29 protein-coding genes are annotated in these 23,831 nt (G+C 63.2%); 14 read left to right on the forward strand and 15 right to left on the reverse strand.

Features of this window, described 5'->3' with window-relative positions:
- Positions 1 to 82 precede the first annotated feature (82 nt).
- Both L5849_RS12295 and L5849_RS12300 read left to right on the forward strand, forming a co-directional pair.
- On the forward strand, positions 83 to 523 hold the full coding sequence (locus L5849_RS12295; RefSeq protein WP_236925817.1) for a DUF983 domain-containing protein: 441 nt from the start codon (positions 83 to 85) through the stop codon (positions 521 to 523).
- The gene (locus L5849_RS12300; RefSeq protein ID WP_236925818.1) at positions 520 to 1,305 is read left to right on the forward strand and encodes a HesA/MoeB/ThiF family protein; all 786 of its coding nucleotides are present in this window, start codon (positions 520 to 522) and stop codon (positions 1,303 to 1,305) included. The genes L5849_RS12295 and L5849_RS12300 overlap by 4 nt, the downstream gene beginning before the upstream one ends.
- Here L5849_RS12300 and L5849_RS12305 read toward each other — a convergent pair.
- Positions 1,294 to 1,995, reverse strand: a complete 702-nt coding sequence (locus L5849_RS12305; RefSeq protein WP_236925819.1) for an NAD-dependent deacylase — start codon at positions 1,993 to 1,995, stop codon at positions 1,294 to 1,296. The genes L5849_RS12300 and L5849_RS12305 overlap by 12 nt on opposite strands.
- A gap of 38 nt (positions 1,996 to 2,033) precedes the next feature.
- Here L5849_RS12305 and L5849_RS12310 point away from each other — a divergent pair, with 38 nt between their 5' ends.
- The 5 genes from L5849_RS12310 to nth all read left to right on the forward strand — a co-directional run bounded on the left by L5849_RS12310 (position 2,034) and on the right by nth (position 6,948).
- Positions 2,034 to 3,932 carry an acyltransferase family protein gene (locus L5849_RS12310; protein WP_236925820.1) on the forward strand — a complete coding sequence of 633 codons (1,899 nt, stop codon included), beginning with the start codon at positions 2,034 to 2,036 and terminating at the stop codon, positions 3,930 to 3,932.
- Entirely contained in the window at positions 3,923 to 4,651 is a 729-nt protein-coding gene (dapB, locus tag L5849_RS12315; protein ID WP_236925821.1) for a 4-hydroxy-tetrahydrodipicolinate reductase, read from the forward strand. The genes L5849_RS12310 and dapB overlap by 10 nt, the downstream gene beginning before the upstream one ends.
- Before the next feature lie 4 nt (positions 4,652 to 4,655).
- Positions 4,656 to 5,453 carry an ion transporter gene (locus L5849_RS12320; RefSeq protein ID WP_236925822.1) on the forward strand — a complete coding sequence of 266 codons (798 nt, stop codon included), beginning with the start codon at positions 4,656 to 4,658 and terminating at the stop codon, positions 5,451 to 5,453.
- A gap of 155 nt (positions 5,454 to 5,608) precedes the next feature.
- On the forward strand, positions 5,609 to 6,301 hold the full coding sequence (locus L5849_RS12325) for a hypothetical protein (RefSeq protein ID WP_236925823.1): 693 nt from the start codon (positions 5,609 to 5,611) through the stop codon (positions 6,299 to 6,301).
- Positions 6,298 to 6,948 (forward strand): endonuclease III, encoded by a 651-nt coding sequence (gene nth / locus L5849_RS12330; protein WP_236925824.1) that lies wholly within the window; start codon positions 6,298 to 6,300, stop codon positions 6,946 to 6,948. Before L5849_RS12325 ends, nth begins: the two co-directional genes overlap by 4 nt.
- On the opposite strand, the gene L5849_RS12335 is transcribed toward nth, so the two are convergent.
- From L5849_RS12335 to dapE, 3 genes are all read right to left on the reverse strand, one after another.
- On the reverse strand, positions 6,945 to 7,235 hold the full coding sequence (locus tag L5849_RS12335; protein ID WP_236925825.1) for a 1-deoxy-D-xylulose-5-phosphate synthase: 291 nt from the start codon (positions 7,233 to 7,235) through the stop codon (positions 6,945 to 6,947). The genes nth and L5849_RS12335 overlap by 4 nt on opposite strands.
- A 16-nt stretch (positions 7,236 to 7,251) precedes the next feature.
- Complete coding sequence (locus L5849_RS12340) at positions 7,252 to 8,490, reverse strand: dicarboxylate/amino acid:cation symporter (protein ID WP_236925826.1); 1,239 nt, start codon at positions 8,488 to 8,490, stop codon at positions 7,252 to 7,254.
- Between the two features lie 181 nt (positions 8,491 to 8,671).
- Positions 8,672 to 9,808: a succinyl-diaminopimelate desuccinylase gene (dapE, locus tag L5849_RS12345; protein WP_236925827.1), complete on the reverse strand. Its 1,137-nt coding sequence runs from the start codon at positions 9,806 to 9,808 to the stop codon at positions 8,672 to 8,674.
- A 29-nt stretch (positions 9,809 to 9,837) separates the two neighbouring features.
- Between dapE and L5849_RS12350 the strand changes: the two genes are divergently transcribed.
- Positions 9,838 to 10,305 (forward strand): cupin domain-containing protein, encoded by a 468-nt coding sequence (locus L5849_RS12350; protein ID WP_236925828.1) that lies wholly within the window; start codon positions 9,838 to 9,840, stop codon positions 10,303 to 10,305.
- Between the two features lie 5 nt (positions 10,306 to 10,310).
- Here L5849_RS12350 and L5849_RS12355 read toward each other — a convergent pair whose 3' ends face one another.
- Both L5849_RS12355 and L5849_RS12360 read right to left on the reverse strand, forming a co-directional pair.
- Entirely contained in the window at positions 10,311 to 11,237 is a 927-nt protein-coding gene (locus tag L5849_RS12355; protein WP_236925829.1) for a S1/P1 nuclease, read from the reverse strand.
- Positions 11,204 to 11,866: a glutathione S-transferase family protein gene (locus L5849_RS12360; protein ID WP_236925830.1), complete on the reverse strand. Its 663-nt coding sequence runs from the start codon at positions 11,864 to 11,866 to the stop codon at positions 11,204 to 11,206. Before L5849_RS12360 ends, L5849_RS12355 begins: the two co-directional genes overlap by 34 nt.
- A gap of 386 nt (positions 11,867 to 12,252) precedes the next feature.
- On the opposite strand from L5849_RS12360, the gene L5849_RS12365 reads away from it, so the two are divergent.
- Positions 12,253 to 12,672 carry a VOC family protein gene (locus L5849_RS12365; RefSeq protein ID WP_236925831.1) on the forward strand — a complete coding sequence of 140 codons (420 nt, stop codon included), beginning with the start codon at positions 12,253 to 12,255 and terminating at the stop codon, positions 12,670 to 12,672.
- A 526-nt stretch (positions 12,673 to 13,198) separates the two neighbouring features.
- Here L5849_RS12365 and yihA read toward each other — a convergent pair.
- The 6 genes from yihA to L5849_RS12395 form a co-directional block, all read right to left on the reverse strand.
- Positions 13,199 to 13,852 carry a ribosome biogenesis GTP-binding protein YihA/YsxC gene (yihA, locus tag L5849_RS12370; protein WP_236925832.1) on the reverse strand — a complete coding sequence of 218 codons (654 nt, stop codon included), beginning with the start codon at positions 13,850 to 13,852 and terminating at the stop codon, positions 13,199 to 13,201.
- Positions 13,849 to 15,630 carry a membrane protein insertase YidC gene (gene yidC, locus L5849_RS12375; RefSeq protein WP_236925833.1) on the reverse strand — a complete coding sequence of 594 codons (1,782 nt, stop codon included), beginning with the start codon at positions 15,628 to 15,630 and terminating at the stop codon, positions 13,849 to 13,851. Before yidC ends, yihA begins: the two co-directional genes overlap by 4 nt.
- A gap of 67 nt (positions 15,631 to 15,697) precedes the next feature.
- Entirely contained in the window at positions 15,698 to 15,907 is a 210-nt protein-coding gene (gene yidD / locus L5849_RS12380; RefSeq protein ID WP_115415134.1) for a membrane protein insertion efficiency factor YidD, read from the reverse strand.
- The gene (gene rnpA / locus L5849_RS12385; protein ID WP_236925834.1) at positions 15,904 to 16,287 is read right to left on the reverse strand and encodes a ribonuclease P protein component; all 384 of its coding nucleotides are present in this window, start codon (positions 16,285 to 16,287) and stop codon (positions 15,904 to 15,906) included. Before rnpA ends, yidD begins: the two co-directional genes overlap by 4 nt.
- Positions 16,288 to 16,374: 87 nt before the next feature.
- Positions 16,375 to 16,509, reverse strand: coding sequence for a 50S ribosomal protein L34 (rpmH, locus tag L5849_RS12390; RefSeq protein ID WP_006833929.1), 135 nt, complete (start codon positions 16,507 to 16,509; stop codon positions 16,375 to 16,377).
- A 140-nt stretch (positions 16,510 to 16,649) separates the two neighbouring features.
- Positions 16,650 to 17,540 (reverse strand): alpha/beta hydrolase, encoded by an 891-nt coding sequence (locus L5849_RS12395; RefSeq protein ID WP_115415136.1) that lies wholly within the window; start codon positions 17,538 to 17,540, stop codon positions 16,650 to 16,652.
- Between the two features lie 159 nt (positions 17,541 to 17,699).
- Here L5849_RS12395 and L5849_RS12400 point away from each other — a divergent pair, with 159 nt between their 5' ends.
- Together L5849_RS12400 and L5849_RS12405 are read left to right on the forward strand one after the other, a co-directional pair.
- On the forward strand, positions 17,700 to 19,208 hold the full coding sequence (locus L5849_RS12400) for a YifB family Mg chelatase-like AAA ATPase (RefSeq protein ID WP_236925908.1): 1,509 nt from the start codon (positions 17,700 to 17,702) through the stop codon (positions 19,206 to 19,208).
- 202 nt (positions 19,209 to 19,410) lie between these two features.
- Complete coding sequence (locus L5849_RS12405; RefSeq protein ID WP_236925835.1) at positions 19,411 to 20,364, forward strand: DUF4238 domain-containing protein; 954 nt, start codon at positions 19,411 to 19,413, stop codon at positions 20,362 to 20,364.
- A gap of 251 nt (positions 20,365 to 20,615) precedes the next feature.
- Here L5849_RS12405 and L5849_RS12410 read toward each other — a convergent pair whose 3' ends face one another.
- The gene (locus L5849_RS12410) at positions 20,616 to 20,966 is read right to left on the reverse strand and encodes a hypothetical protein (protein ID WP_234041486.1); all 351 of its coding nucleotides are present in this window, start codon (positions 20,964 to 20,966) and stop codon (positions 20,616 to 20,618) included.
- Between the two features lie 163 nt (positions 20,967 to 21,129).
- On the opposite strand from L5849_RS12410, the gene L5849_RS12415 reads away from it, so the two are divergent.
- Complete coding sequence (locus L5849_RS12415) at positions 21,130 to 21,561, forward strand: hypothetical protein (protein WP_236925836.1); 432 nt, start codon at positions 21,130 to 21,132, stop codon at positions 21,559 to 21,561.
- Positions 21,551 to 22,006 carry a hypothetical protein gene (locus tag L5849_RS12420; protein WP_236925837.1) on the forward strand — a complete coding sequence of 152 codons (456 nt, stop codon included), beginning with the start codon at positions 21,551 to 21,553 and terminating at the stop codon, positions 22,004 to 22,006. Before L5849_RS12415 ends, L5849_RS12420 begins: the two co-directional genes overlap by 11 nt.
- 7 nt (positions 22,007 to 22,013) lie before the next feature.
- Here L5849_RS12420 and L5849_RS12425 read toward each other — a convergent pair whose 3' ends face one another.
- Positions 22,014 to 22,568: a helix-turn-helix domain-containing protein gene (locus L5849_RS12425; protein ID WP_115415140.1), complete on the reverse strand. Its 555-nt coding sequence runs from the start codon at positions 22,566 to 22,568 to the stop codon at positions 22,014 to 22,016.
- 185 nt (positions 22,569 to 22,753) lie between these two features.
- Here L5849_RS12425 and L5849_RS12430 point away from each other — a divergent pair, with 185 nt between their 5' ends.
- Positions 22,754 to 23,098 (forward strand): hypothetical protein, encoded by a 345-nt coding sequence (locus tag L5849_RS12430; protein ID WP_115415141.1) that lies wholly within the window; start codon positions 22,754 to 22,756, stop codon positions 23,096 to 23,098.
- Positions 23,099 to 23,170: 72 nt separating this feature from the next.
- Here the strand turns inward: L5849_RS12430 and L5849_RS12435 are convergent, their stop codons facing one another.
- Positions 23,171 to 23,776, reverse strand: coding sequence for an HAD family hydrolase (locus tag L5849_RS12435; protein WP_368735739.1), 606 nt, complete (start codon positions 23,774 to 23,776; stop codon positions 23,171 to 23,173).
- Positions 23,777 to 23,831 lie beyond the last annotated feature (55 nt).

Here is a 23,831-nt window from a genome sequence, read left to right on the forward strand (position 1 = left end):
GCTCCACACATCGTCCGCCGCCGATCGACAGTTTCTCAACAGAGCTGTCGACAGGCGCGGCGCGAGGCGTCAAGGAGCGCGCATGGTGCAAGACCCCCCTGTTCCGATGCGTCCCTACGTTTCGCTACCCCGTTCCTTTGGCGATGCGCTGTGGCGCGGGACGCGCTGCCTGTGCCCGCGCTGCGGCGAGGCAAAGCTGTTTCGCAAATGGCTCAAGCCGCATGACAATTGCCCGGCCTGCGCGCTCGACATTTCGGGCCAGCGAGCGGACGATTTCCCGGCCTATGTTTCGATCTTCGTGACCGGGCATCTGCTCGCGCCGGTGCTGATCCTGCTGGCAGGCGATTATGCGCTGTCGACCGCCGCCGTCCTCGCGATCACTCTCCCGCTTGCCGTGATCTTCATGCTTGTGACGCTGCAACCGGCCAAGGGCGCGGTAATCGCGCTCCAGTGGTGGCACGGCATGCATGGTTTCCGTCAGGAACGCGCGTCGGAGGCTGCCGGGACGGAAGAGATGCCATGACCCTGCCCCCGCCCCTCGACAACGCCCGGCTCGACCGTTTCGCGCGCCATATCGTGCTGCCCGAGATCGGTGGCGCGGGCCAGGTCGCGCTGGCGGGCAGGCATTTGGTGCTGGTCGGGCTCGGCGGGATTGGCAGCCCCGCGCTGCAATATCTGGCTGGCGCGGGAATCGGGAAATTGACGCTGGTCGATGACGACCGGGTCGATGTCAGCAACCTCCAGCGCCAGACCCTCTTCAACACCCGCGATATCGGACACGGCAAGGCTGTGGTGGCCAAGCGCTGGGTAACGGGGTTCGACCCCGAGCTGGAAGTGAGCATCAGCGATCGCCGGATCACGACCGACAATGCGCACGACCTGGTCGTCGGGGCGGACCTCGTGCTCGACGGGACCGATAATTTCGCCACCCGTCTCGCCGTCTCCGACGCCTGCGTCGCGGAACGTGTGCCGCTGCTTTCCGCCGCCGTGGGGCGTTTTCAGGGGCAGGTCGGCGCCTTTGCGGGCCATCTGGCAGGCGAGGCGTGCTATCGCTGCTTTGTCGGCGACGCCTTCGATGCGGAAGATTGCGACACCTGTGCCGAAGATGGGATGCTGGGCGCCATGGCCGGATGGGTCGCCACCTTCGCGGCGATGCAGGCGGTACGCATTCTGCTCGATGGGGTCAGCGCGCTTGGCGAAGGCGACTGGGGGCGCGTTCACCTCCTCGAAGGCCTTAAACCCGGCATGCGGAGTTTTACCATTGCGAAGGACCCAGCCTGTACGGGCTGCGGCTCAGCCGGCTAACAGCTCATCGACCCATTGCGGCACGATCCGGGTTGCCGGGCCATGGCGCGATTCGTGGAACCAGCGCGACCCCATGCTGGCTTCGAGATTGAGCTCGAGCGTCCGGACACGCATGGCGCGGGCATCCTGCACGAAGCCGGCCGCGGGATAAACCGCCCCGCTGGTGCCGATGCTCACGAACAGATCGGCCTGCCGCAAGGCGGCCTGGATGCGCCCCATTCCATAGGGCATTTCTCCGAACCAGACGACATCGGGGCGAAGGCTGCGCGCGCCGCAGGCAGGACAAGCAGGCCGATCGATCATCGGCCCGGTCCAGGGCAGGCGCCTGTCGCAGGCCGTACACCACGCCTGGAGATGCGTACCGTGCATATGCAGCACCCGGCCGGCCCCGGCGCGTTCGTGCAGATCGTCGACATTCTGCGTGACGATCAGCAGTTCGCCATCCCATTCGGCATCGAGCCGTGCCAGCGCGTCATGCGCGGCGTTGGGTTGCTTGGTCTGGATCGCCTCGCGCCGCATGTCGTAAAAGCGCAGCACCAAGTCGGGATCGCGCGCAAAGCCTTCGGGCGTGGCCACATCCTCGACCTTGTGCTGTTCCCACAACCCGCCCGCATCGCGGAACGTGTCGATTCCGCTCTCTGCCGAGACACCGGCGCCGGTAAGGATGACGATATTGCGAATGTCTGTCATGGAACGCCCATCTGACGGACAGGGTGGCAAGGTCAACAGTGATACAACCTAAGGGCAAATCCGCCTACCGCGCCGACATCGACGGGTTGCGCGCGCTCGCCGTGCTCCCGGTGGTGCTCTATCACGCGGGTATTGCGGGTTTTTCGGGCGGTTTCGTCGGGGTCGACATCTTTTTCGTCATCTCCGGCTTCCTGATTGCGGGGATCATCGCGCGCGAGGTGGACGAAGGGCGGTTCTCGCTCTGGCACTTCTACGAGCGCCGGGCGCGCCGCATTCTCCCCGCGCTGTTCGCGCTCGTCCTGTTCGTGCTGGCGGCCGCCTCGGCCCTGTTCCTGCCGGGCGATTTCGAGGATGTGCCGAAATCGGCCCTCGCTGCGCTGTTCTTCCTCGGCAATCTCTGGTTCTTCAGCCAGACAGGCTATTTTCAGGGCGCGGCGGAGACCATGCCCTTGCTGCACACCTGGTCATTGGGCGTGGAAGAACAGTTCTACATCTTCTTCCCCCTGGGGCTGGTCCTGATCGCGGCGGTGGTTCCGCGGTGGCGCATTGCCATGGTGTGGTTGGCGGCGATGGCGAGTTTCGGATGGGCCTTGGTCACACAAGCCGATCCCGACGGCTTCGCCTTCTACATGCTGCCGCCGCGAGGCTGGGAGCTGCTGGCCGGTTCCCTGCTGGCACTCGGGGCCATTCCGCCGGTCGCATCCCGGCCCTTGCGAGAGGGGCTCGCCTGGGCCGGGATCGCGCTCATCGTCTTCGCCGTCTTCACGTACGACAGCACCACTATCTTCCCTGGCCTCACCGCCGTCCCGCCGGTTCTGGGCGCTGCCCTGCTGATCCATTGCGCGCCAGGCACCAGCGCGGGGCGTGCGCTGGCCTGGAGGCCGGCAGTCTGGATCGGCCTGATGAGCTACTCGCTTTACCTGTGGCACTGGCCCCTGATCGTTTTCACCGAATATGCGCAGGGGTCGGCGCTTTCCCCCTGGCAATCGGTGCTCGTCATCGCGGTGTCGATCCTGGTGTCCTGGGCAAGCCTCAAATGGATCGAAACGCCCTGGCGCGATGGCCAGCGTCATTCGCGAAAAGGGATTTTCTCCATGAGCGCAGCCGGGTTTGCCGGTCTCGGCACCTTGTGCCTCGCCTTGATCGCCCAGGGGCCGTGGGCGTCGCGCTTTCCGGAAACGGTCGGCCGGATTGCCAGTGGAGCGAAGGATACCAGCCCTCTGCGCGACCAATGTCTCAAAAGCGAATACGCACCTCCCCAGGCCGCCTGCACATTGGGAGCCAATACCGCTCCGGATGCCGTGGTGTGGGGCGATAGTCACGGGGTGGAATTCGCGTGGGTACTGGGAGAACGCGCGGAGCGGGAAGATCGTGCGATCGAACAGCGTACGCTGGGCAGTTGCCCGCCGATCCCGGGCTTCGTCGACGGGAGAAACCGCGATTGCGGAACCTTCAACGATGCCGTCCTGGCCGAAATACTGACCCGCCCGGAAATCACGACCGTCTATTTCGCCGCCTTCTGGGCGGGGATCGAGAGCGAACGGGCGCAGGCCGTGGACCTGCTCGATACGACCATCTCCCGCCTGCTTGCCGCAAGAAAACAGGTGGTGCTGGTCGGTCCGGTTCCCGCGCAGCCATACGATGTGCCGCGCGCCCTTGCCCGTTCGGCCGCCTATGGCACAGCCCTACCCACCCCCCGCACGTTGGAAGAGTATCGCGAGCGCGCCGCATGGATCACACACCGCTATGATGAATGGCGGGCGCAAGGTGTCGCTATCGTCGATCCCGCCATCGCCTTGTTCGACGATGGAAACGGTCGTATCGCAATTGCGGACAGGCCGCTCTATTTCGACAGCCACCATTTGACCCTTGCGGGCGCACGGCTAGTGCTCGACACAGAACCATTGCCGCACAAAGGGGGACCACATTGGCGCTGATCGGAATAGTCGGTAACGAGGGCGCGATGGGCCAGGCGCTCGCCGAGGTTATCGCGGAAAGCGGCCACACGGTGGCCGGCGGCATAGACAGGGGCGGGGACGTGGCCGGCCTTGCCGATCGAAGCAGCGCGCTGGTCGATTTTTCCGCACCCGCAGCGCTGGAGGCGAACCTTCACGCGGCGATCGGTGCGGGCATTCCCATTGTGATCGGCACGACCGGGCTGGAAGACAGACATCACACAGCGATCGACGACGCTGCACGGGCGGTTCCGGTTTTGCAGACGGGCAATACCTCGCTTGGCGTGACCCTACTCGCCCATCTGGTGCGCGAGGCGGCATCGCGGCTGGGGCCTGACTGGGATATCGAGATCGTCGAAATGCACCATCGCCGCAAGGTCGACGCACCCAGCGGGACCGCCCTTTTGCTGGGCGAGGCAGCAGCCAAGGGGCGCGGGATCACCCTCGCCGACCATTCCGAGCGCGGGCGCGACGGGCATACCGGCGCGCGGCGGGAAGGCGCGATCGGCTTTGCCGCGCTGCGCGGGGGAACGGTGGCGGGCGAACACAGCGTCGTTCTCGCCGGAGAAGAGGAGCGCATCACCCTGTCTCATAGTGCCGAGAACCGCAGCATTTTCGCGCGCGGGGCGGTGCGGGCTGCCGAGTGGCTGATCGGGCGCAGTGCCGGACGCTACACGATGGATGAAGTCCTGGGCATCTGACACCATGACCCTGCGCGAGCGCCTTCACCAGCAATTGCATATCGGCTCGTGGCCGAACGGCAAGCTCACGGGGCTCAACATCGTGGTGGTCTGGACCATCCTTGCCGCAGTGGGCGTCAGTATCGCGGCGACCGAACCGCTAATCCGCGAGCCTTACAATCGCGAGGTGCTGATCGCCGAACTCATCTTCGGAACGATCTTCCTGCTCGAATATCTGGCGCGCATCTATGCCGCGCCGGAGCGCGAGGGGCCAGGGTCCGACTGGTCCAAGCGCTGGCGGTTCGTGATCTCGCCGATCGGGCTGGTCGATCTGCTGGTGGTAATCGTCAGCCTGGCCCCCTTCTTCATCGCCAATGCCGCTGTGCTGCGTGTGATTCGGCTGCTCAGGATCGTCTCGATCCTCAAATTCAGCCGCTTTTCCGCGGCCATGCGCGAAATTGCGGGCGCGCTGAAGGAACGCAGTTACGATTTGCTGGTCTGCGCGACCCTGGCCTTCGTGCTCGTTTTGCTGGGCGCGGCGGGGCTCTACTGGATCGAGGGGGCGATCCAGCCGCAGGCCTTCGGATCGATCCCCCGCGCCTTGTGGTGGGCGGTGATTACGCTGACCACGGTAGGCTATGGCGATGTCTACCCGATTACCCCCGCCGGACGCCTGATCGGCATGGTAGTGGCCATCGGGGGCGTGCTGCTGGTGGCGCTGCCGACAGGGATCGTCGCGGCGGCGTTCAGCGACGCGATGCAGCGGCGCCGCGAGGCAATGCGCAAGGCACTCGAAGAAATGGAAGGAAACAGCAATATCTAGCCCCTCCCTTCTTTCACATTTTAAATAGTGATATAGGCCCGCCTTCACCGTTTCCGGGGAGGGGGATACCAATGAAAAAAGCAATTCTTATTCTATCGGCAATATCCGTGTCGGGCTGTTCGACACTCCAGGGGCGACCGACGCCGGTTCTTGATATGAACAGCCTCCAATCTACGGCGCAAACCACCTATTCGCCCGACAAGGCGATTAAGAAATACGCATCGCTGTCCAAGGATCGCAAGCGGCCGTTTCGCGACGAGGTGCTGTTCACCTATCTGGCGGCGATCGATGCGAAATATCGCAATTTCGTGATCGGGCTCACCAGCCAGAACAAGTCGGGCAATGCCCTCGCCTCGCTGTTCGGCCTGTATACCAGCGCCCTGGCTTCCGTGTCGTCGGGCAATCTGGCAACGGCGTTCTCGACCAGTTCGACCTTTTTCCAGGGCGCGCAGGGCGCGTTGAACAAGGATCTCTTCTATGAGCAGACCTTGCCCGCACTCATCAATCTGATGGAGGCGGAGCGCACACGAGTACGTACCGACATCCTGCGCAAACTGGCGACCGACCGAACTGCCGACCATGCCATAACCTACGGACTTCCCGAAGCGTTCATGGATATCGGCCGGTATGAAGATGCGGCCTCGGTCGAAAAAGCTGTCGCGACCCTGGCAAAACAGGCCGCTCAGGAATTGACGGCTGCCGAAGAAGAGGAAGAGAAAGAAGAGAAACGCAGGAATGGGTTAATCGATAAAGCCGAAAACTCCACAATCGATGACCCGGTTCCGCTGGATGGGACAGAGGTCGAGACCGATACTACTCCCCCCGTGGCAGATCCCGAGACGCAGTGACCAAAGACCAGATTTTCGAGTTTTTCCGGCGGCTGGCGGAGGACAATCCCTCGCCCGAGACCGAGCTGGAATATGGCAATTGCTATCAGCTTGTGGTGGCAGTGGCGCTGTCTGCGCAGGCGACCGATGTCGGCGTGAACAAGGCCACGCGCGCGCTGTTCCGCGAGGTCGAGACGCCGCAGGAAATGCTGGAGCTGGGCGAAGAGGGGCTCAGGGAGCACATCAAGACGATCGGCCTGTTCAATTCCAAGGCGAAGAACGTCATCGCGCTCTCGCAGCTGCTGGTCGACGAGTATGGCGGTGAGGTACCCGATACGCGCGAGGATCTGGTCCGCCTGCCCGGCGTGGGCCGCAAGACCGCCAATGTCGTGCTCAATTGCTGGTTCGGGCAGGAAACCTTCGCGGTCGACACGCACATCCTGCGCGTGGGCAACCGCACCGGCCTCGCCAAGGGCAAGACGCCGGAAGCTGTCGAGGCGAAACTCGAAAAGCGCGTCCCCCAGCCCTTCCGCCTCGGCGCGCATCACTGGCTGATCTTGCACGGCCGCTATGTCTGCAAGGCGCGGACGCCCGAATGCTGGCGATGCCCGGTGGTGGATCTGTGCAGCTACCGGAAAAAGGTGCTGGAGAAGCCCAATAGGCGCTAAGGCTTTTCGCAGCCCCTGATATCGCGCCAATACTCGTGGGCGACGTCCTCATCGATTTCGATGGGAGCCGAGCTTTGCGGATAAAGCCGATCAGCCCCGTCCTTGCGAGGGCCGGAAATCCAGAAATGGTCACCGTTGTCCTCGGCGACGTGGTTGTATTTGTAGCCGCTGCCGACCTTCAAAAACGTCCTACCATCGTAATGGACGGACCGTCCTGATTTCGAGAACGTGACGCGCCCGATGCGAGCCGGTCCATTCAAGCCCACAGACTTGTCCTCGATATACATAATGCGTGTCTTGGCCTTAGACATCGTCCGCCGAGACCATCTCGCGCCGGTCGATCTCGCCCGTCATCACCGCCACCGTCGTCGCCACCGCAGCATCGCCGCTGACATTGGTGGTGGTGCGCATCATGTCCATGATCCGGTCCACACCGGCAACAAAGGCGATCGTTTCGAGCGGCACGCCGACCGCGCCGAACACCAGCGCCATCATGATGAGGCCCGCGCCCGGAATGCCGGCCGCGCCGACCGCGCCCAGTGTGGCAAGGATCGATATGAGGAAATAGTCGCCCATCGACAGGTCGACCCCGAAGATCTGCGCGCCGAACAGCGTGGCAAGGCCGAGATACATCGCCGTGCCGTTCATGTTGATCGTCGCCCCCAGCGCGATGACGAAGCTCGCCACCGAGTTCGAGACGCCGAGATTGCGTTCCGCGCAGCGCAACGTCACCGGCAGCGTCGCATTGGAGCTGGCGGTCGAATAGCTCACCGCCATCGCATCCACGATGCCGCGGAAGAAATCGCGCACCGGCAGGCGCGCCAGGAACTTTATCATGCTGCCATAGATCAGCACGATGATCAGCAGGCAGCCGAGGTAATTGAGGCCGACCAGCTTGGCGAGGCTGACCAGCGCATCCATGCCCAGCGTCCCCGCCACCCAGGCCATCAGCGCGAAGACGCCGAAGGGGGTCAGCTCCATCACCAGCATGGTGACTTTCTGCATGATGACCGCGCCGCTATCGAACACCTTCTGAACCGGCTCGCCGTCCTTGCCCGCCATCAATATGCCGATCCCGATGAGGAGCGAGAAAACGATCAGCGGGAGCACTGCCACATCCGCCATCACCTGCACCGGGCTTTCGGGCACGATGGACAGGATCATGTCGACCGCGGTGGTCTCCTGGGGTTCGGGGGTCGCGCCCTTCTGGATCGCGCTGGTATCGACCCCCGCACCCGGCGCGACGAAAGTGCCGAGCCCCAGCCCTAGCCATACCGCGATTTGCCCGGTAACGATGAAGAGCAGCATCGCCCTGCCCCCGACCGCGCCGAGCTTGCGCAGATCGCCAATGGCGGCAACGCCCGCGACCAGGCTGAAGAAGATCAGCGGCACGACCAGCATCTTGATCGACTTGATGAAGAAATCGCCGATCCACTTGATGCTCTCCGCTTCCGGCCCCCAGGCCCAGCCGGTGAGCACACCGAGGATGAGCGCGGTCAGCACGCGCTGCCACAGCGGAATTTCGAACCAGGTCTTCAGCATGCGGTGTCCTCTCCCATCGTTGCGGACAGGGCTACGCAATGAGGCGGTTGAAGGAAAGCTCCAACTCAGCCTCCCCCACAGCCGTCACCCCGCCCCCCGAGCCGGGGTCCCGCATCTTTTTGTATTCGGGTCCAAGTCGCAAGTCAGCACGACCCCGGATCAAGTCCGGGGTGACGTGGAATTATAGGGCGAGGGCGGCACGGGCCACGCGCGCATAGATGCGGCTCAACACTTCGAGGTCTTCCACAGCCACCGCCTCGTCGCGCTTATGCATGGTTGCGTTGCACAGGCCGAATTCGATCACCGGGCAGACGGCGCGCAGGAAGCGCGCATCGGAGGTGCCGCCGGTGGTCGAGGGCTCGGGATCGATCCCCGTCTCGGCCTTTACGGCCGCGGCGATGATGTCGGAGAATTCGCCCGGCGGGGTGAGGAAAGGCTCACCCGAAATGATCGGCTTGGCGACGCCCCCATGCTTCTCTGCGATCGCGCCCACCTTCTCCGACAACGACACGCCCGAATGCCGGTCGTTGAAGCGGATCGATATCCGCGCCTCGGCCTTCGCGGGGATGACGTTGTGCGCCATGTTGCCCACTTCCAGATCGGTGATCTCGAGGTTGGAAGGCTGGAACCAGTCGGTCCCCTCGTCGAGCACCAATGCGTCCAGTTCGGCCAGCATGGCGACCAGCTTGGGGATCGGATTTTCCGCCAGGTGCGGATAGGCGACATGGCCCTGCGTGCCCTCAACCTCGAGCCAGATATTGACCGAGCCGCGCCGCCCGATCTTCATCATGTCGCCGAGCCGGTTCACCGAGGTCGGTTCGCCGACCAGGCACAAATCGGGCTGGTGGCCGTGTTCGCGCATGAAATCGATCAGCGCGCGCGTGCCGTGCAGCGCGGGGCCTTCCTCGTCGCCGGTGACGATGAAGCTGATCGTCCCGGCATCGGCAGGTACCTTCGCCACCGCATCGACCATGCAGGCGATCGATCCCTTCATGTCGACCGCGCCGCGTCCGTAAAGCAGTTCGCCGCGCTGTTCCGGCTCGAAGGGCTCGCTCGCCCAGCCGCTGCCCGGAGGGACGACATCGAGGTGGCCGGCAAAGGCGAAATGCTTCGAACCGGGGGGACCGCAGCGGATCGCGAAGAGATTCTCTACCGGGGCCTCGGGCGAACCTTCCTCGCCCTCACCGCGTTTGAACCGCTTCACCTCAAAGCCAAGCGGAGCGAGCATCGCCTCCATCGCATCGAATACCGGGCCTGTTGCCGGGGTAACGCTGGGCGCGGCGATCAGCCGCTTGGCGAGGTCGAGAACTTCGGTCATCCTTGTCCCGCTAGCAGGAGTGCACGACAATGCCCAAGCTCGATCTCGATGCCATCCCCCAAACCAATGCCACGGGGTATCCCGCACCCTTCGACGCCGATGTCACGGGCCGCTGGTATCGCCGTCTTGCACCCGCTGCCGGCCTGACGCGGATGGGGGCGAGCCATGTCGTGCTCAAGCCGGGCGCCTATTCCTCGCAGCGACACTGGCACCGCCTCGAAGACGAGCTGCTGGTGATGATCGCAGGCGAGGCAGTACTGATCGAGAACGAGGGCGAGAGCCTTGTCCGTCCCGGCGATGTGCTCGCCTGGGCGGCGGGGGTCGAGAACGGCCACCGGCTTCACAACCGGTCGGACGCGGACTGCATCTTCGTGGCGGTCAGCGCGGGCGACAAGGACCGCGATTCGGGCGAATATCCCGATATCGACATGGTCTTCGATCCCGACGGTTACGCGCGCAAGGATAGCACGCGTTACCCGACCAAGCGTATCCCCTGAGATCGCTAGTCGCCTCCGCGCGGTGGGGCGCGGAAAGGGCGAACGCCGCGCTCCGATGCCGGGGCGGAACCCAGCGCCTGGTCGAGCAAATCGGCCATGCGCAGTCCGGCCTGCTGCACGCGGCGGCGCAGCGCGGGCAGTTGCGCCACGATGTCTTCCTGCGTCAGCGCGGTCTTGCCGGGCAGGTCCCCCGCGCACGGATCGTCCGTATCGAAGGCGGTGGGGTAGACCAGCTCGCGCGCGAGCTGCCAGCTTTCGCGTCCCCAGTCGGCGGGGGTGCCGCCCGCCAGCGCGGCGCGTTCGGCCCTGTCGTAGCGGCGCACCATCGCCGACTGCGCGGAGGTTATCGCGCGTTCGGCCATGGGGCCGTCCCAGATCCAGTGCAGGTTGAGCGAGGGTACGATGCCGTAATCGGTCTCGCGGTCGTTGCCGCCGCGATCGTCCTTGTCGCCCGAATGCAGCGGCATGTGGATGTCGCCGGTGAAATGGACCAGCCACGCCAGCGCCTCGAGCCGCACATTGTCGGGCAGGTTGCGCCGCGAAAGCACGGTCATCGCGCGCTCGATCTGACCGTTGACGCAGGCCCCGCCAGGGCAATTGGCGAAGGCGGAATACTCCTCGCAGATCGGCGCGGTCTTGTAGTGCCACTGCGCGGTATAGCCCCAGCGGTCGCGATCGCGGCGCACGCAATCGGCCCAGACCGAAGCGTCGGCAAGGCTGTCGAGAGCGCAATCGGGTGTGCCCAGTAGCGGGGCCGCCTCGAGCAATCGCGCGATCTCGGCGCGCGTCTCCGGGTGCACGTTCTCCAACGCGATATCGGCGGTCACCGTATGCGCAAAAAAGCCCCAGGCCTGCGCCTGAACCGGAACCATCAGCGCGGCCAGCGCCGCGAGTGCGCTCAGGCAATGGTTTCGTATTGTTCGATGACCCATTCTTCGCTTTCCGATGCGGTGATCCAGGCTTCCATCCACTCATGCTCCCACACGGCCTGCATATAGGCGGCAGCGAAACCGGGGACCGGGATCTGGTAGCTGATGAACCGTGACACTACCGGGGCGAAATAGACATCCGCCGCACCGAACGTGCCGAACAGGAACGGCCCGCCATTGCCGAAGCGGCTGCGCGCTTCCGCCCACAGGCCGAGAATGCGCAATATGTCCGCCTTGCACGCCTCGCTCGGCTCGAACCTGTCGAAGCGTTTGCGTACATTCATCGGGCATTCGCTGCGCAGGGCGGCATAAGAGGAGTGCATTTCCGCGACCATGGATCGTGCCATGCCGCGCGCGACATCGTCCTTGGGCCAGAAGCGATCGCGCCCCACCTTGTCGGCGAGATATTCGAGGATGGCGAGGCTGTCCCACACCACTGCTTCGTCGTCCCACAGGATCGGGACCTTGCCGCTCGAGGGCTGCGTGCCGCCATCACCCGATTTCATGGCGTCCCACATTTCGCCGAACATGGGGACGGTGATTTCCTCGAAGGACAGGCCCGACTGCTTGGCCGCCAGCCAGCCGCGCAGGCTCCAGCTCGAATAGTTCTTATTGCCGACGATCAGTTTCATGCGTGTATCCCACCTTGCGTGGCGCGGCGGTAAAGGTTCAGCTTGGCAGTGTCGAGGCTGAACAGGCAGGGTGACAGTAGGTGACACCCCTGTCCGGCAAATCCTACATGTCAAGTCGTTGATTTATCAGTGATATTTCCGGACAGGGTGACACATCGGGCGGCTTTTCCGTTGCCGCTCCGGCCTGCGGATCGGTGAATGGCCGCCGGATATCCTCTTCCCCGCTGGCAGCCCTGTAGGAAAGCGAAACCTGCCATCCTCGTCCCCCGCAAAGGCGGAAGACCCGCCCGGCGCCCGACACTTCGAACGTTTGGCAATCGGCCCCTGGTGTGCCAGCAAGCAGGCCTCATCTAAGGCCCCGCCTCTTGCGGGGCGATGGAGTTCACATGACGCTCAGACCCTTCCACCTCGCCTTTCCCGTCGACGACCTCGCCGCCGCCCGCCGCTTCTACGGCGAGACGATGGGCTGCGCGGAGGGGCGCTCTTCCAACGAATGGATCGATTTCGACTTTTACGGCCACCAGATCGTCGCGCATCTGGCCAAGGGTCAGGCAGGAGACCGGGCCAGCAACCATGTCGACGGTCACGGCGTCCCGGTGCCGCATTTCGGCATCGTCCTGACGATGGCGGACTGGCAGGCGCTGGCCGATCGGCTGACGGCGGCAGGGGTGGACTTCGCGATCGCACCGACAATCCGCTTCAAGGGCCAGCCCGGCGAACAGGCAACGATGTTCTTCCGCGACCCCAGCGGCAACGCGCTGGAGATGAAGGCGTTTGAGAACTTGGAGATGCTATATGCTAAATAGGCACGACGGACTGGAAGTAAGAGCCTCAATTAAGCTTCGCAAGCTAGCCGGCAAGGTTGCGCATCTTGAACCAATCAGAATTTACTCGGAGGATTTCGCGAGACCAGAAAAAGAAGAGGATTTCACCTCGATTTTTTCTGGATCATCATTGGCCCTATACTCGATAAGCTTCCCAAATGCCGAGTGCGACGCGATCTACAACGCCTTCGCAGAAGCAAGAAATGAAGCCAGAGATGGTCGTTCCTATTCTCGGCTTTTACCGAAGCCTCAAGCTCGAGAATCCCGATGCGCTTACGTTGGCTCAAGCGAGAACCTTGTAAAGCGAATGAAAGAGCACTTCGGCTTCGGTCACAAAGCCACTTACGCACTGCACATGAACCGCTGGGCAAACGATTTGGGACCAGTGAGGATTGAGGTTCGAGAGTATCAACAAAAAACGGAAAAGACGCTAATCCTGATCCTAGAAGATGCCTGGTCGGACGAGTTAATTCCCCTATTTGGGCGCAGAGGATCCCTCTAATTGCTTCTAAACCCCCGCATCCCCCAGCACCGCAGCCCGCAGCTCGCCGATGCCCATACCCTTTTCCGCGCTGGTGACGTGCACCTCGGGATAGGCGGCGACGTGTTTGCGGGCTTCGGCTTCGGTGGCCTCGATCACCTTGGCGAGTTCGCTGGCCTTCATCTTGTCGGCCTTGGTCAGGACCACGCGGTAGCCCACGGCCGCCTCGTCGAGCATCTTCATCATCTCGCGGTCGACATCCTTGGGGCCGTGGCGCCCGTCGACCAGAACCAGCGTGCGGGCGAGTACCGGGCGGCCGCGCAGATAGGTCTTCACCAGCGCCTTCCACTTCTCGACCACTTTCACCGGCGCCTTGGCGAAGCCGTAGCCGGGCATGTCGACGAGGCGGAACAGCGTCGGATCGCCGATCTCGAAGAAATTGAGTTCCTGCGTCCGGCCCGGTGTCACCGAGGCGCGCGCAATCGCCTTGCGTCCGGTGAGCGCATTCAGCAGCGAGCTCTTGCCGACATTCGACCGTCCGCAAAAAGCGATTTCGGGCACGGTCGGTTCGGGCAGGAACTTCAATTGCGGGGCCGAGAGGAGGAAATCCACCCGGCCCGAGAACAGCTTGTTCGCCCGCTGTTCGAGTGCGGCCCGTTCGGCGGCTTCCTGTTCGGTCACGATCCCGCCTTGGCCGCCTCGGCAGCCTTCTTGGCCTTTTCCTCCTCGATCGCGGCCCTCAGTTGCGGGTGCTTGGAGTAAAGGTATTTCTGCTGCGCGACCGTCAAGATGTTGGAGGTCACCCAGTACAGCAACAGCCCGGCGGCAAACGGTGCCATCACGAACATCAGGATCCACGGCATGATGTCGAAAATCTTCTGCTGCATCGGATCCATCTGGCTGGGGTTCAGCTTGAAAGTCAGCCACATGGTAAAGCCGAGCAGCACGGCCAGCACGCCGAGGCCGAAGATAATCATCAGGAACTGCGGCACCTCGATCCCCACCAGCGACAGCGCATTGGCGAGATTTGCCGGATCGGGCGCGGAGAGGTCCTCGATCCACAGGAACTGGCGGTGGCGCATCTCGATCGCGAGATAGAGCACCTTGTAGAGCGCGAAGAACACCGGGATCTGGAGCAGCATCGGCAGGCAGCCCGCGACCGGGTTCACCTTCTCCTTCTTGTACAGCGCCATGATTTCCTGTTGCTGCTTCTGCTTGTCGTCCTTGTACTTTTCCTGGATGGCCTTCATTTTCGGCTGGATCGCCTTCATTTCGGCCATGCTGGCAAAGCCCTTCTGCGCGATCGGGAACATCAGCCCGCGCACGATGAAGGTCAGGCCGATGATGGCTATGCCGAAATTGCCCACCGCATCGTAGATCATGCGCAGCAGCCACAGCATCGGCTTTTCGAACCAGCGGAACCAGCCCCAGTCGATCGCGAGGCCGAATTTCTGCAGGCCCGCATCTTCATAGCTGTCCAGCACCACGCTTTCCTTCGCGCCCGCATAGAGGCGCGACGAGACGGTAAGTGCGCTGCCTGCCGGGACGGTGGTCGCATCATAGATCATGTCGGCGCGATAGGTCTCGTTGCCCATCGCGCGGAATGTCGTCTCGGGCGCAGTGTCGTCCTGCGGGACCAAAGCGGCGAGCCAGTAAATGTCGGTAAAGCCGACCCAGCTCGTGCGCCCCTCGGGCGATACGCGCTGGTCTTCGTCGATATCCTCGTAATCGATATCGTATTCGGCGGTGTCGCCAAACACCCCGATCGGGCCGGAATGGGCGATCCACAAATCCTCGCTGGCCGTGCGGCTGGTGCGATTGACCAGGCCGAAGGGCTGCACGACCACGGGATTTCCGCCGGTATTCGCCACCGACTGTTCGGCGGTGACCATATATTGGTCGTCGATCGAATAGCGGATGGAGAAGATCAGGCCTTCGCCATTGTCATGCGTGAGCGTGATCGGCGTCTTTGCGGTCAGCACCTTGCCATCGGTCTGCCACAGCGTCTGCGGCCCGGGCACTTTGAGGTTCGAGCCGACCCAGCCGAACTGGGCGAATTGCTGCGCGGGCGTACCATTCGGAGAGAAGACGCGAACCGGCTCGCTGTCGTTCTTGGTGGTCTCGTTGTAGCCCTTGAGCACGACGTCATCGATTACACCGCCGCGCAGGTTGATCGAGCCGGCCACGCGCGGGGCATCGATCCGCACACGATCGGGGCTGGCGAGCGCGACCTTGAGGTCGGCCACTTCCTGCGCCCGCATCGCCGGATCGACAAGCCCGCCAGTGCGCGAATGCTTGGTGGCCGCGGCCTGGCTCGCCTGCTCGGTCGGTGTATCCGCCCGGTCTTCGACCAGAGCCTGTTCGGGCTGCGGATAGAGATAGTCCATCGCCGAAGTCCATCCCAGCAGCAGCAGGAAGGAGAGCGCAATGGCGAGGATCAGGTTACGCTGGTTGTCCAAGGTCGGTCCCGTCTTTGTCCGGTCGAAATATGAATGTGGGGAGGTGTCTTAGCTTGTCAAGACAGCGCTAAGGCACCGGATCGTGGCCGTGCCCCCCCCAGGGATTGCAGCGCAATATACGCTTCAATGCCATCCATCCACCCTTGATCGCGCCGTATTTCCCCAGGGCCTCGATCGCATATTGGCTGCATGAAGGGTGATAGCGGCAGGTGGGCGGCAGGATGCGGCTGGGGCCGAGCTGCCACAACCGGGCAATCCAGATCAGCGGATACTTCATGCGCGCCTGCTCCGCCGGCGACGAGGCGCGCGCGCGCGGTCGCCCTTGCCTTGTGCAGCGCGAGCGAGCGCGACGGCAAGCTCTTCGCCAAGGGCGGCGTAATCGCGTTCCACCCCGCCTTCGCGCCCGATCAGGATATGATCGTGATCGGGCAGCCCCTGTTCGGGCAGCGCAGCCCACAGCAGCTCGCGAAAGCGCCGCTTCATCCGGTTGCGCACAACGGCGTTGCCGATCTTCTTGGTCACGGTGATGCCATAGCGCTTGCCCTGCCCGTCATTGGGCCGGGTGAGCAAGACGAAGCCGGGCCGCGCCACCCGCAGTCCGCGATTCGCCGCGAGAAAATCGCTGCGCTTGCGGATGACGGAAAGATTCGGATGCATGGACGTCAGATACGCGAACGGGCTCCCGGAGGGGAGCCCGCTGGCTGGTCGTGACAATCGCCGCGCTCGAAAGCGCGGCGTTTCACATCACGCGCAGAGGTTCTTGCGGCCACGAGCGCGACGCGCACGCAGGACCTTGCGGCCACCCGGGGTAGCCTTGCGCGCAAAGAAACCGTGGCGACGGGCGCGCACGAGGTTCGAGGGCTGGAATGTCCGCTTCATCGGATCGTCCTTACAAAAGAATTTGGTTGGCTGCCGGCCCGAACGATTCGCACCAACAAAAAGGGCCGCTTGTTCAAGCGACCGCCTACAGGGCCGCGCGCCTAAGCGAAACCGGCCCCGAGGTCAAGTCCAACCCTGCGTCAGGAAAAGGTGACATTGGCATAGGCCAGCGTCGGGGCGGGCCGGGCAGGTTTGCGTTGCGCGGGGCTCTTGGCCTGTTGCACCCGTCCCGTCCAGCGGCGCATGTCGCTCGCATCCAGCCACAACGCCCGGCGGTGCGGCACCGAATTGGTGAATTCGTAAAAGGCGCGGGCCTGGTCGGAACTCATGCCCATTTCCCGGTAATAGTCGAGATATTGGCGATTCTCCGGCGCATCCATCGCGAAATCGTCCGCCTCGCGGCCGTGGACATCCATCCAGCTATGCACCGCGAATTCGGCACCGCGCGCAATATCGCGCTCGACACCGGCGAAGAACAGCTCGACCGCACCCGAACGGACCGAACCGATCGCCGGAACATGCGTGACCAGGCCTGCTTCGCGGATCATCCGGCCGACCTTGAGATTGGCACGATCATCGCGCGTACCCGGACATTCGACCATATCGAGCTGTTCGAGCCCGGGGAAGTCGCGCATCATCGCCCGGAAAAAGCCCGGCGTGCGGGCATCGGTTTCGCCCACCAGCGCCACGCGGCGGTCGTCGATGACGCGGAACGGGCCGTATTGCGCAAGCCCGCGATTGTAATTGCGCAAGCGGCGGTCGATGAAGGCCGGCGCCTTCCACGCCGGCAACGCGGCAGGCTGGTATGTCTGAGGACGAACGGCGGCAAGGTTCTGCCGTTCCGCACGCGGCTGCACCATGGGGCGGACCTGTGCCGCCGGAGCGATTGCCTTGCCCTGATGGGTCGATTGGACCACCGGGCTCGATACATAGACGACCGGCAGGCTGACCAAGGCCAGCGATTGCGCGGATACCGGCGCTGCAAAGAGCGTGGCGAAGGCGGAAAGCAGGATTGCGGCTATTCGGAACATGGCAAATTTTTGCCGCTCGCCCGCTTTCCAGCCGCTCAAGAGGTATGGTTAACCTGCTGTTGACCATATTCCTTTGGGCCATGGTGGACGTGGTTAACCCTCGACAATCCGGGGGTTTCACGTCATCGGTTACGTACGAACACGGTGTGGGGGTTAACGCTGGTCGCTCTGGTCAAAACGGTGGCCTATCTGGGCCTGGAAGCGCGCGGCGTGGAAGTGCAGTGCTCGGTTGCGCCCGGCCTGCCCAAGTTCAACATCGTCGGTCTGGCGGACAAGGCGGTGGGCGAAAGCAAGGAGCGCGTGCGCGCCGCGCTGGCCAGCATGGGCCTCGCGCTGCCGCCCAAGCGGATCACGATCAACCTTTCGCCGGCCGATCTGCCCAAGGAAGGTTCGCATTACGACTTGCCGATCGCGCTGGCGCTGCTCGCGGCGATGGGCGTGACCGATGCCGAGCAATTGGGGGACTGGATCGCCGTGGGCGAACTGGCGCTCGATGCGCGGATCGTGCCCTCGCCCGGCGTGCTGCTCGCGGCGATCCATGCGAGCAAGGCGGAAGTCGGGCTGATCTGCCCCAGGGCACAGGGGAGCGAAGCGCGCTGGGCCAGCGAGGTGCCGGTCTGCGCCGCGCCCGATCTGGCCAGCCTGCTGAACCATCTCAAGGGCACGCAGCACCTGCCCGATCCGAAGCCCGGCGTGGTCGAAAGCGAGCCGGGCGGCGCCGATCTCAAACAGGTCAAAGGGCAGGAAACCGCCAAACGCGCGCTCGAAATCGCGGCCGCGGGCGGGCACAATCTGTTGATGATCGGTCCGCCGGGCGCGGGCAAATCGCTGCTGGCGAGCTGTCTGCCCGGCATCCTCCCGCCGCTTTCGCCTGCCGAGGCGCTGGAGGTTTCGATGGTGCAATCGGTTGCCGGGACGCTGGAGGAAGGCCGGATCAGCAGCACCCGCCCGTTTCGCGCGCCGCACCATTCGGCCAGCATGGCAGCGCTGACCGGCGGGGGGCTACGGGTGAAGCCGGGCGAAGTCAGCCTGGCGCATCTGGGCGTGCTGTTTCTCGACGAATTGCCCGAATTCCAGCGCGCGGTGCTCGATTCGCTGCGCCAGCCGCTCGAAACGGGCAAGGTCGATGTCGCGCGCGCCAATGCGCACGTCACCTTTCCCGCCGATGTTCAACTGGTGGCCGCGATGAATCCGTGCCGGTGCGGCCATCTGGGCGATCCGGCGCTCGCCTGCAGCCGCGCGCCGCGCTGCGCCGCCGATTATCAGGGCAAGGTTTCCGGCCCCATGCTCGACCGGATCGACCTCCATGTCGAAGTCGATCCGGTCAGCGCCGCCGACCTTGCCCTGCCCCCGCCCGCCGAGGGCAGCGATCAGGTCGCCGCGCGCGTCATGGCCGCCCGCCAGCGCCAGACCGCCCGCGCCGAGACGACCGGCGCGCGGACCAATGCCGGGCTGGACGGCGACGCGCTGGAAGAATTCGCCGGGCCGGACGAGGCCGGTCGTGCGCTGCTGATGCAGGCCGCCACCGCCATGCGGCTGTCGGCGCGCAGCTATACCCGCATGCTCCGCGTCGCGCGGACGATCGCAGACCTGGCGGGGGCGGAAAAGGTAGGTCGGATTCACATTGCGGAGGCCTTGAGTTATAGACGGCAACCGCCGCGCGCTTAACCCTAGGGCTGATATTGGGTGGAAAGCGGACAGTCTGGTTTCAGGTTACATACCCTTAACTGCGGACATTCGCCTTGCTATGACTTCTTGGCCAGTTGCAAACTGTCAGCTCTCCCGTGCTTTGGTTGAGAAGCAGAGCTAGAGTTGCCGCTGAGCCCGGCCATCCACCTAGAGCACTAGCGCCAATGCCAACGGCTGGGTTATGTCTAAACTAGTGAGCATCAAATCTGCGAAACATCATTGGTGGCCGGAAACGCTATCAAGCTACTGGGTCGATGAGGAAGGTGGCGTAACTTGGCTTCGCCCCGACGGAACATCAATCAAGTCATCCCCGAGAAAATTCGGAGCGATTAAAGACGGACACACTATTCGCATGAGTGACCTGCCGGGCGAAGAATCAGTCTGGGACAGCTCTTTCGAAAAAGACTTCGATCAAGCAGACGGAAGGTTCCATCGGGTCTTGAACTGGCTCAATGACCTTGATCGGTGTGGCCCGCCTTTTGAGACTTCGCTCACCAGACGGTTTGTCGCCACTCCAGCCTTACAAGCGGACTTCGACGAGTTGCTTGTTTGCGCGTTCTCTCTAATCGTTCGAAGCCCTCAGTTTCGACAGATTGCCGGGGCTTATTCCATTCACCACGGCATGCCGGGACATGAGAGAAGTGTTCGCCGGGTCATGATGGGAAATATGCGGAATGGCCTAGAAAACTTGATCAAGGCGTTCGGTGGATCGGGGAAGGCCGTTGCTATTTTCTCGCCCGAGCGTGAGTTCATATTTGGCGATGGGTTTTTTACGAATGTCACACCACCGGCACAGCATATGCTCCGACCACGAGCTATTGTCCCATTTACGCCTAGCCTAACGATCCTGATTCAAAAGCCTGGATCATATATGGTTGATCCAAACCTCTGCACGTTGGTGGTCAATCGGCAAGAAGCGGACGAGCTCAACAGGGTTGTGCAGATTTATGCGAAAGATGCGGTTTTCTATAGGTCGGAGCGGCCATCGATTTTGCCGGAATTCGAGAGAGGCGAGCACCTAAGGTTTGCTGATGACCGAAATTTTGCGGACTGGCTTTGCTATCATGTTCCCGGCGTACGGGACGAAGCTACGCCTGATTGGTTTCACGATCTGATGGATGGTCGCTTACAGTGAGCGGCGCTGCGGTTGATCGTTGATCTCTGATCACGCTGAAGGACTGCTTTTAGCCATAGCTCAATACACCGCTATGACCGAGATTGGCTTCGTTAGCGGACAGTCAGAGCTGTCGGAGGCGATTCGACAAGTGGGGACGGACTACAGGCAGACAGCGGCGCTGCTAGGGGACCCTTCCGTGCGCTTCTGTGGGGGTCCGCATCAAATCCGTGACCGCCGCCCGCGCACAGTCTCCAGCGATCCACCGATGCTCAGTCCGCCTCGCTCAGGTCGAGATTGAGCTTGACGGTTTCGTGTTCGTGCTCGCCCTCGAACTTCTTCAGGAAATCCTCGATCGGAACCTGCTGGCCCTTGTCGACCAGCGGACTGGCACTGGCCATTTCGGCGGTTCTCATCTCGTCGGGTGTCATGCGCACATGGACATAGGGCACCCAGACCTCGCCATATTCGGCCTGCTGATACCACACATCCAGAATATCGTAGGAAGCCCACTGGCCGGTCGGCTCGCGAAGCCGGATGCCCTCGCCGATGCGCGGCACCGCCATCGCCTTGATACGATGCACATTCTGGTGCGTCTCGTTCTGGACTTCGATTTCTATCACAGGGGCAGGTCCGGCTCTGCTACATGGATTCGCGGCTGCTGCGCGTTCTGCCAACGACATGTTGAGATCGTTTTAACGATGACGTCACGATGGCACGGAGCCGTTCTGTCGCATTGTAGCCTCGGGGCCGCTTGTCAGGAGACCACAAATCGCCCATGCCGCGATGCGTGGGGCAAGCATCGAAGACCGGCGGCTGCCGGTGAACGCCAAGGCACGAGCGCGAATGTATCGTCCAATCCGGGCCGTGCCCGCCAATCCGATCGCTTCGCTACGCCGACGATATGCCGATTTGCGCCCCGATCTGCGCGAGCGACTGCCTGCGATTGCGCTTACCCTAGCATTCGAATTACTGCTCGTTCTGGCACTGCTGTCGCTGGGGTCGGTAAAGCGCGAAGTGGCCGAGATGCGCGACTCGCTGGTCGCCTTCACCGCCCCGAACACCGAGGAGGATGAGGCGGAGGAACCGGCGGCAGACGCCCCCCGCCCGAGCGAAGCCGTGCAGAGCCAGCCCGATTTGCAGTCCAGCCCGGAACCGGTAGCGGACCGACCGCACACGCCACCGGCCCCCGGCGCCGCGCCCGATCTTGCGCAGTGATTTCTCGCTCGAAAGCCTGCCGCAGGCCACCTCGCCCCGCGCAGACGCCAAGCCGCAGAGCTACGGTCCCGCCTTTACCCCTTCGCCTGGTGACACCCCGCGAGTTTCCGGGAGCGGCCCGAACGGCGAGCCGCTCTATGCCGCACGCTGGTATCGGCGCCCCTATGACGACGAGCTGGCAGGCTATCTATCGACCGCGCGAGGACCTGGCTGGGGGTTGATCGATTGCCGAACCGTGGCCGATTTTCGGGTCGAGGACTGCGTGGTTGTCGGCGAATCGCCCCAAGGCTCGAGGATCGGCAAGGCGGTGCAGGCGGCCGCCTGGCAGTTCAAGGTGCGCCCGCCACAACGTGCGGGACGGCCGATGGTCGGTGAATGGGTGCGGATCAGGATTTTCTACGAGATCGAGCCGGGCGCAGCGGCACGGCTGCGATTCGGAAACTGAACCGGCTTCAGGCGGCGCTCTGCGCCTTGCGCGCGATGGCTATGTCGACCACGGCGCCACGATCGAGCATGGCGCCGATTTCCGCCCTACTACCATCAGCGCGGATACCGAGTTTGGCGCGCTCGACCAGATGCAGATCTGTCGGGCCGAGAATGCGACCGTCGTGGCTCAGGATCGACGTGGGGCCGATGGGGAGCCGATCGCGCTCGTCGACAAGGACGGGATTCTCGACCACTTCCGCACCGTATTTCTGGCCCCACTGACGCAACGCGACCATGGCGGGCAGCAGATCCAGCCCCTTGTCGGTCAGCCGGTATTCGATCTTGCGCTTGTCGTCCGCGCAGGGATCGCGGCGCAGAATGCCGTGCTCGACCAGCTTCGCGAGACGATTCGAGAGGATATTGCGCGCAATCCCAAGCTCGCTGAGGAATTCCTCGAAGTGGTGGAGCCCGTTGAAGCTGGCGCGCAGGATCATGAAGGACCATCGCTCCCCCATGACTTCGAGAGCCTGCGGCAGGCCGCATTCGGTCAGTTCACGGAGCGGTTCGCGGATGTCACCCATAAAAATCAGTCCTCTTCAGACAACCTATCTAGCGCAAAAACCGGTTTTGCCAAATTTTTCGAAAAAATGGTTGCACTGCACAATCGGCGATCATAAGTAGCTATTCGCAACGGGTTGCTTTTTGAAACTCAATTGCAAGAACCTCAACCCCCCTTGAAAAAATTGCAACCAGGTAAGGACCCCCCATGACCTCCATGTCCCCCCGGAAGGCGAAATTCGGCGCCCTTGCCGCCGCCTTCGCCTACACTTCGCTGGCTCTGGGCGCCACTATCGCCCCTACCGCCGTCCAGGCGCGTTCGAGCGCACCTTTCTACACCGCCGAACTGGCCCAGCCGGTTGCCCAGCGCACCACCACTGTCGCCGCCGGCGTCGCGTGGAATTGCCAGGGCACGACCTGCGTCGCGCAGAAAGCCAATTCGCGTCCGCTTCGCGTCTGCCGCGAACTCCAGCGCGAACATGGCGAAATCGCTGCATTCACCGTCCGGAACGAGGCGCTCGACGCCGACAAGCTGGCGAAATGTAACGGCTGAACCGTCTCCATCCCCGCCCCCTCCAGAGGGTGGCCGACTTGAGGGTCCCGGCGAGCGATCGCCGGGGCCTTTTTATATCAGTCCACGCGCCGCCAGATCGCGTTCGAGCCTCGGCGCATCGACGAAATGATGGACCTGCCAGCCGCACGCCGCGGCGGCTTCGACATTGGCGCGGTTGTCGTCGATGAACAGCATCTCCGTGCCCGGCAGACCGAAGCGTTCCTCCGCCAGTGCGAAGATCGCGGGGTCGGGCTTGGCAAGCTTCTCCTCGCCCGACACCACGATATCGCGAAACCGGTCGAAGATCGGCGCGGTCGGACGGAAACCGGCCCAGAATTCCGCCCCGAAATTGGTAATCGCGAACAACGGCACACCCCGCTGGTCGAGTCGTTCGACCAGCGCAAGGCTACCCGGCACCGGCCCCGGAATGGATTCGTTGAACCGCGCGGCATAGGCCCGGATTTCCGCTTCGTAATCCGGATAGAGGGCGATCCGCTCGGGCACCATTTGGGCAAGCGGCGTGCCGCGATCGTGTTCGAAATGCCATTCCTCGGTCACGACCTCGTCCAGCACGGTGGCAAGCCGCGCCGGGTCGGCGACGATCTTTTCGAACAAATGCCCGAGACGCCATTGGTAGAGGACGCGCCCGACATCGAAGACGACAGCCTGAGCCTGCATGGGGAGGGTGTCCTGAGTTATTGAGTCTTTGCCGTGTGCGGTCGGGACATCCGTC

The sequence above is a fragment of the Erythrobacter sp. SN021 genome, from assembly GCF_021864455.1.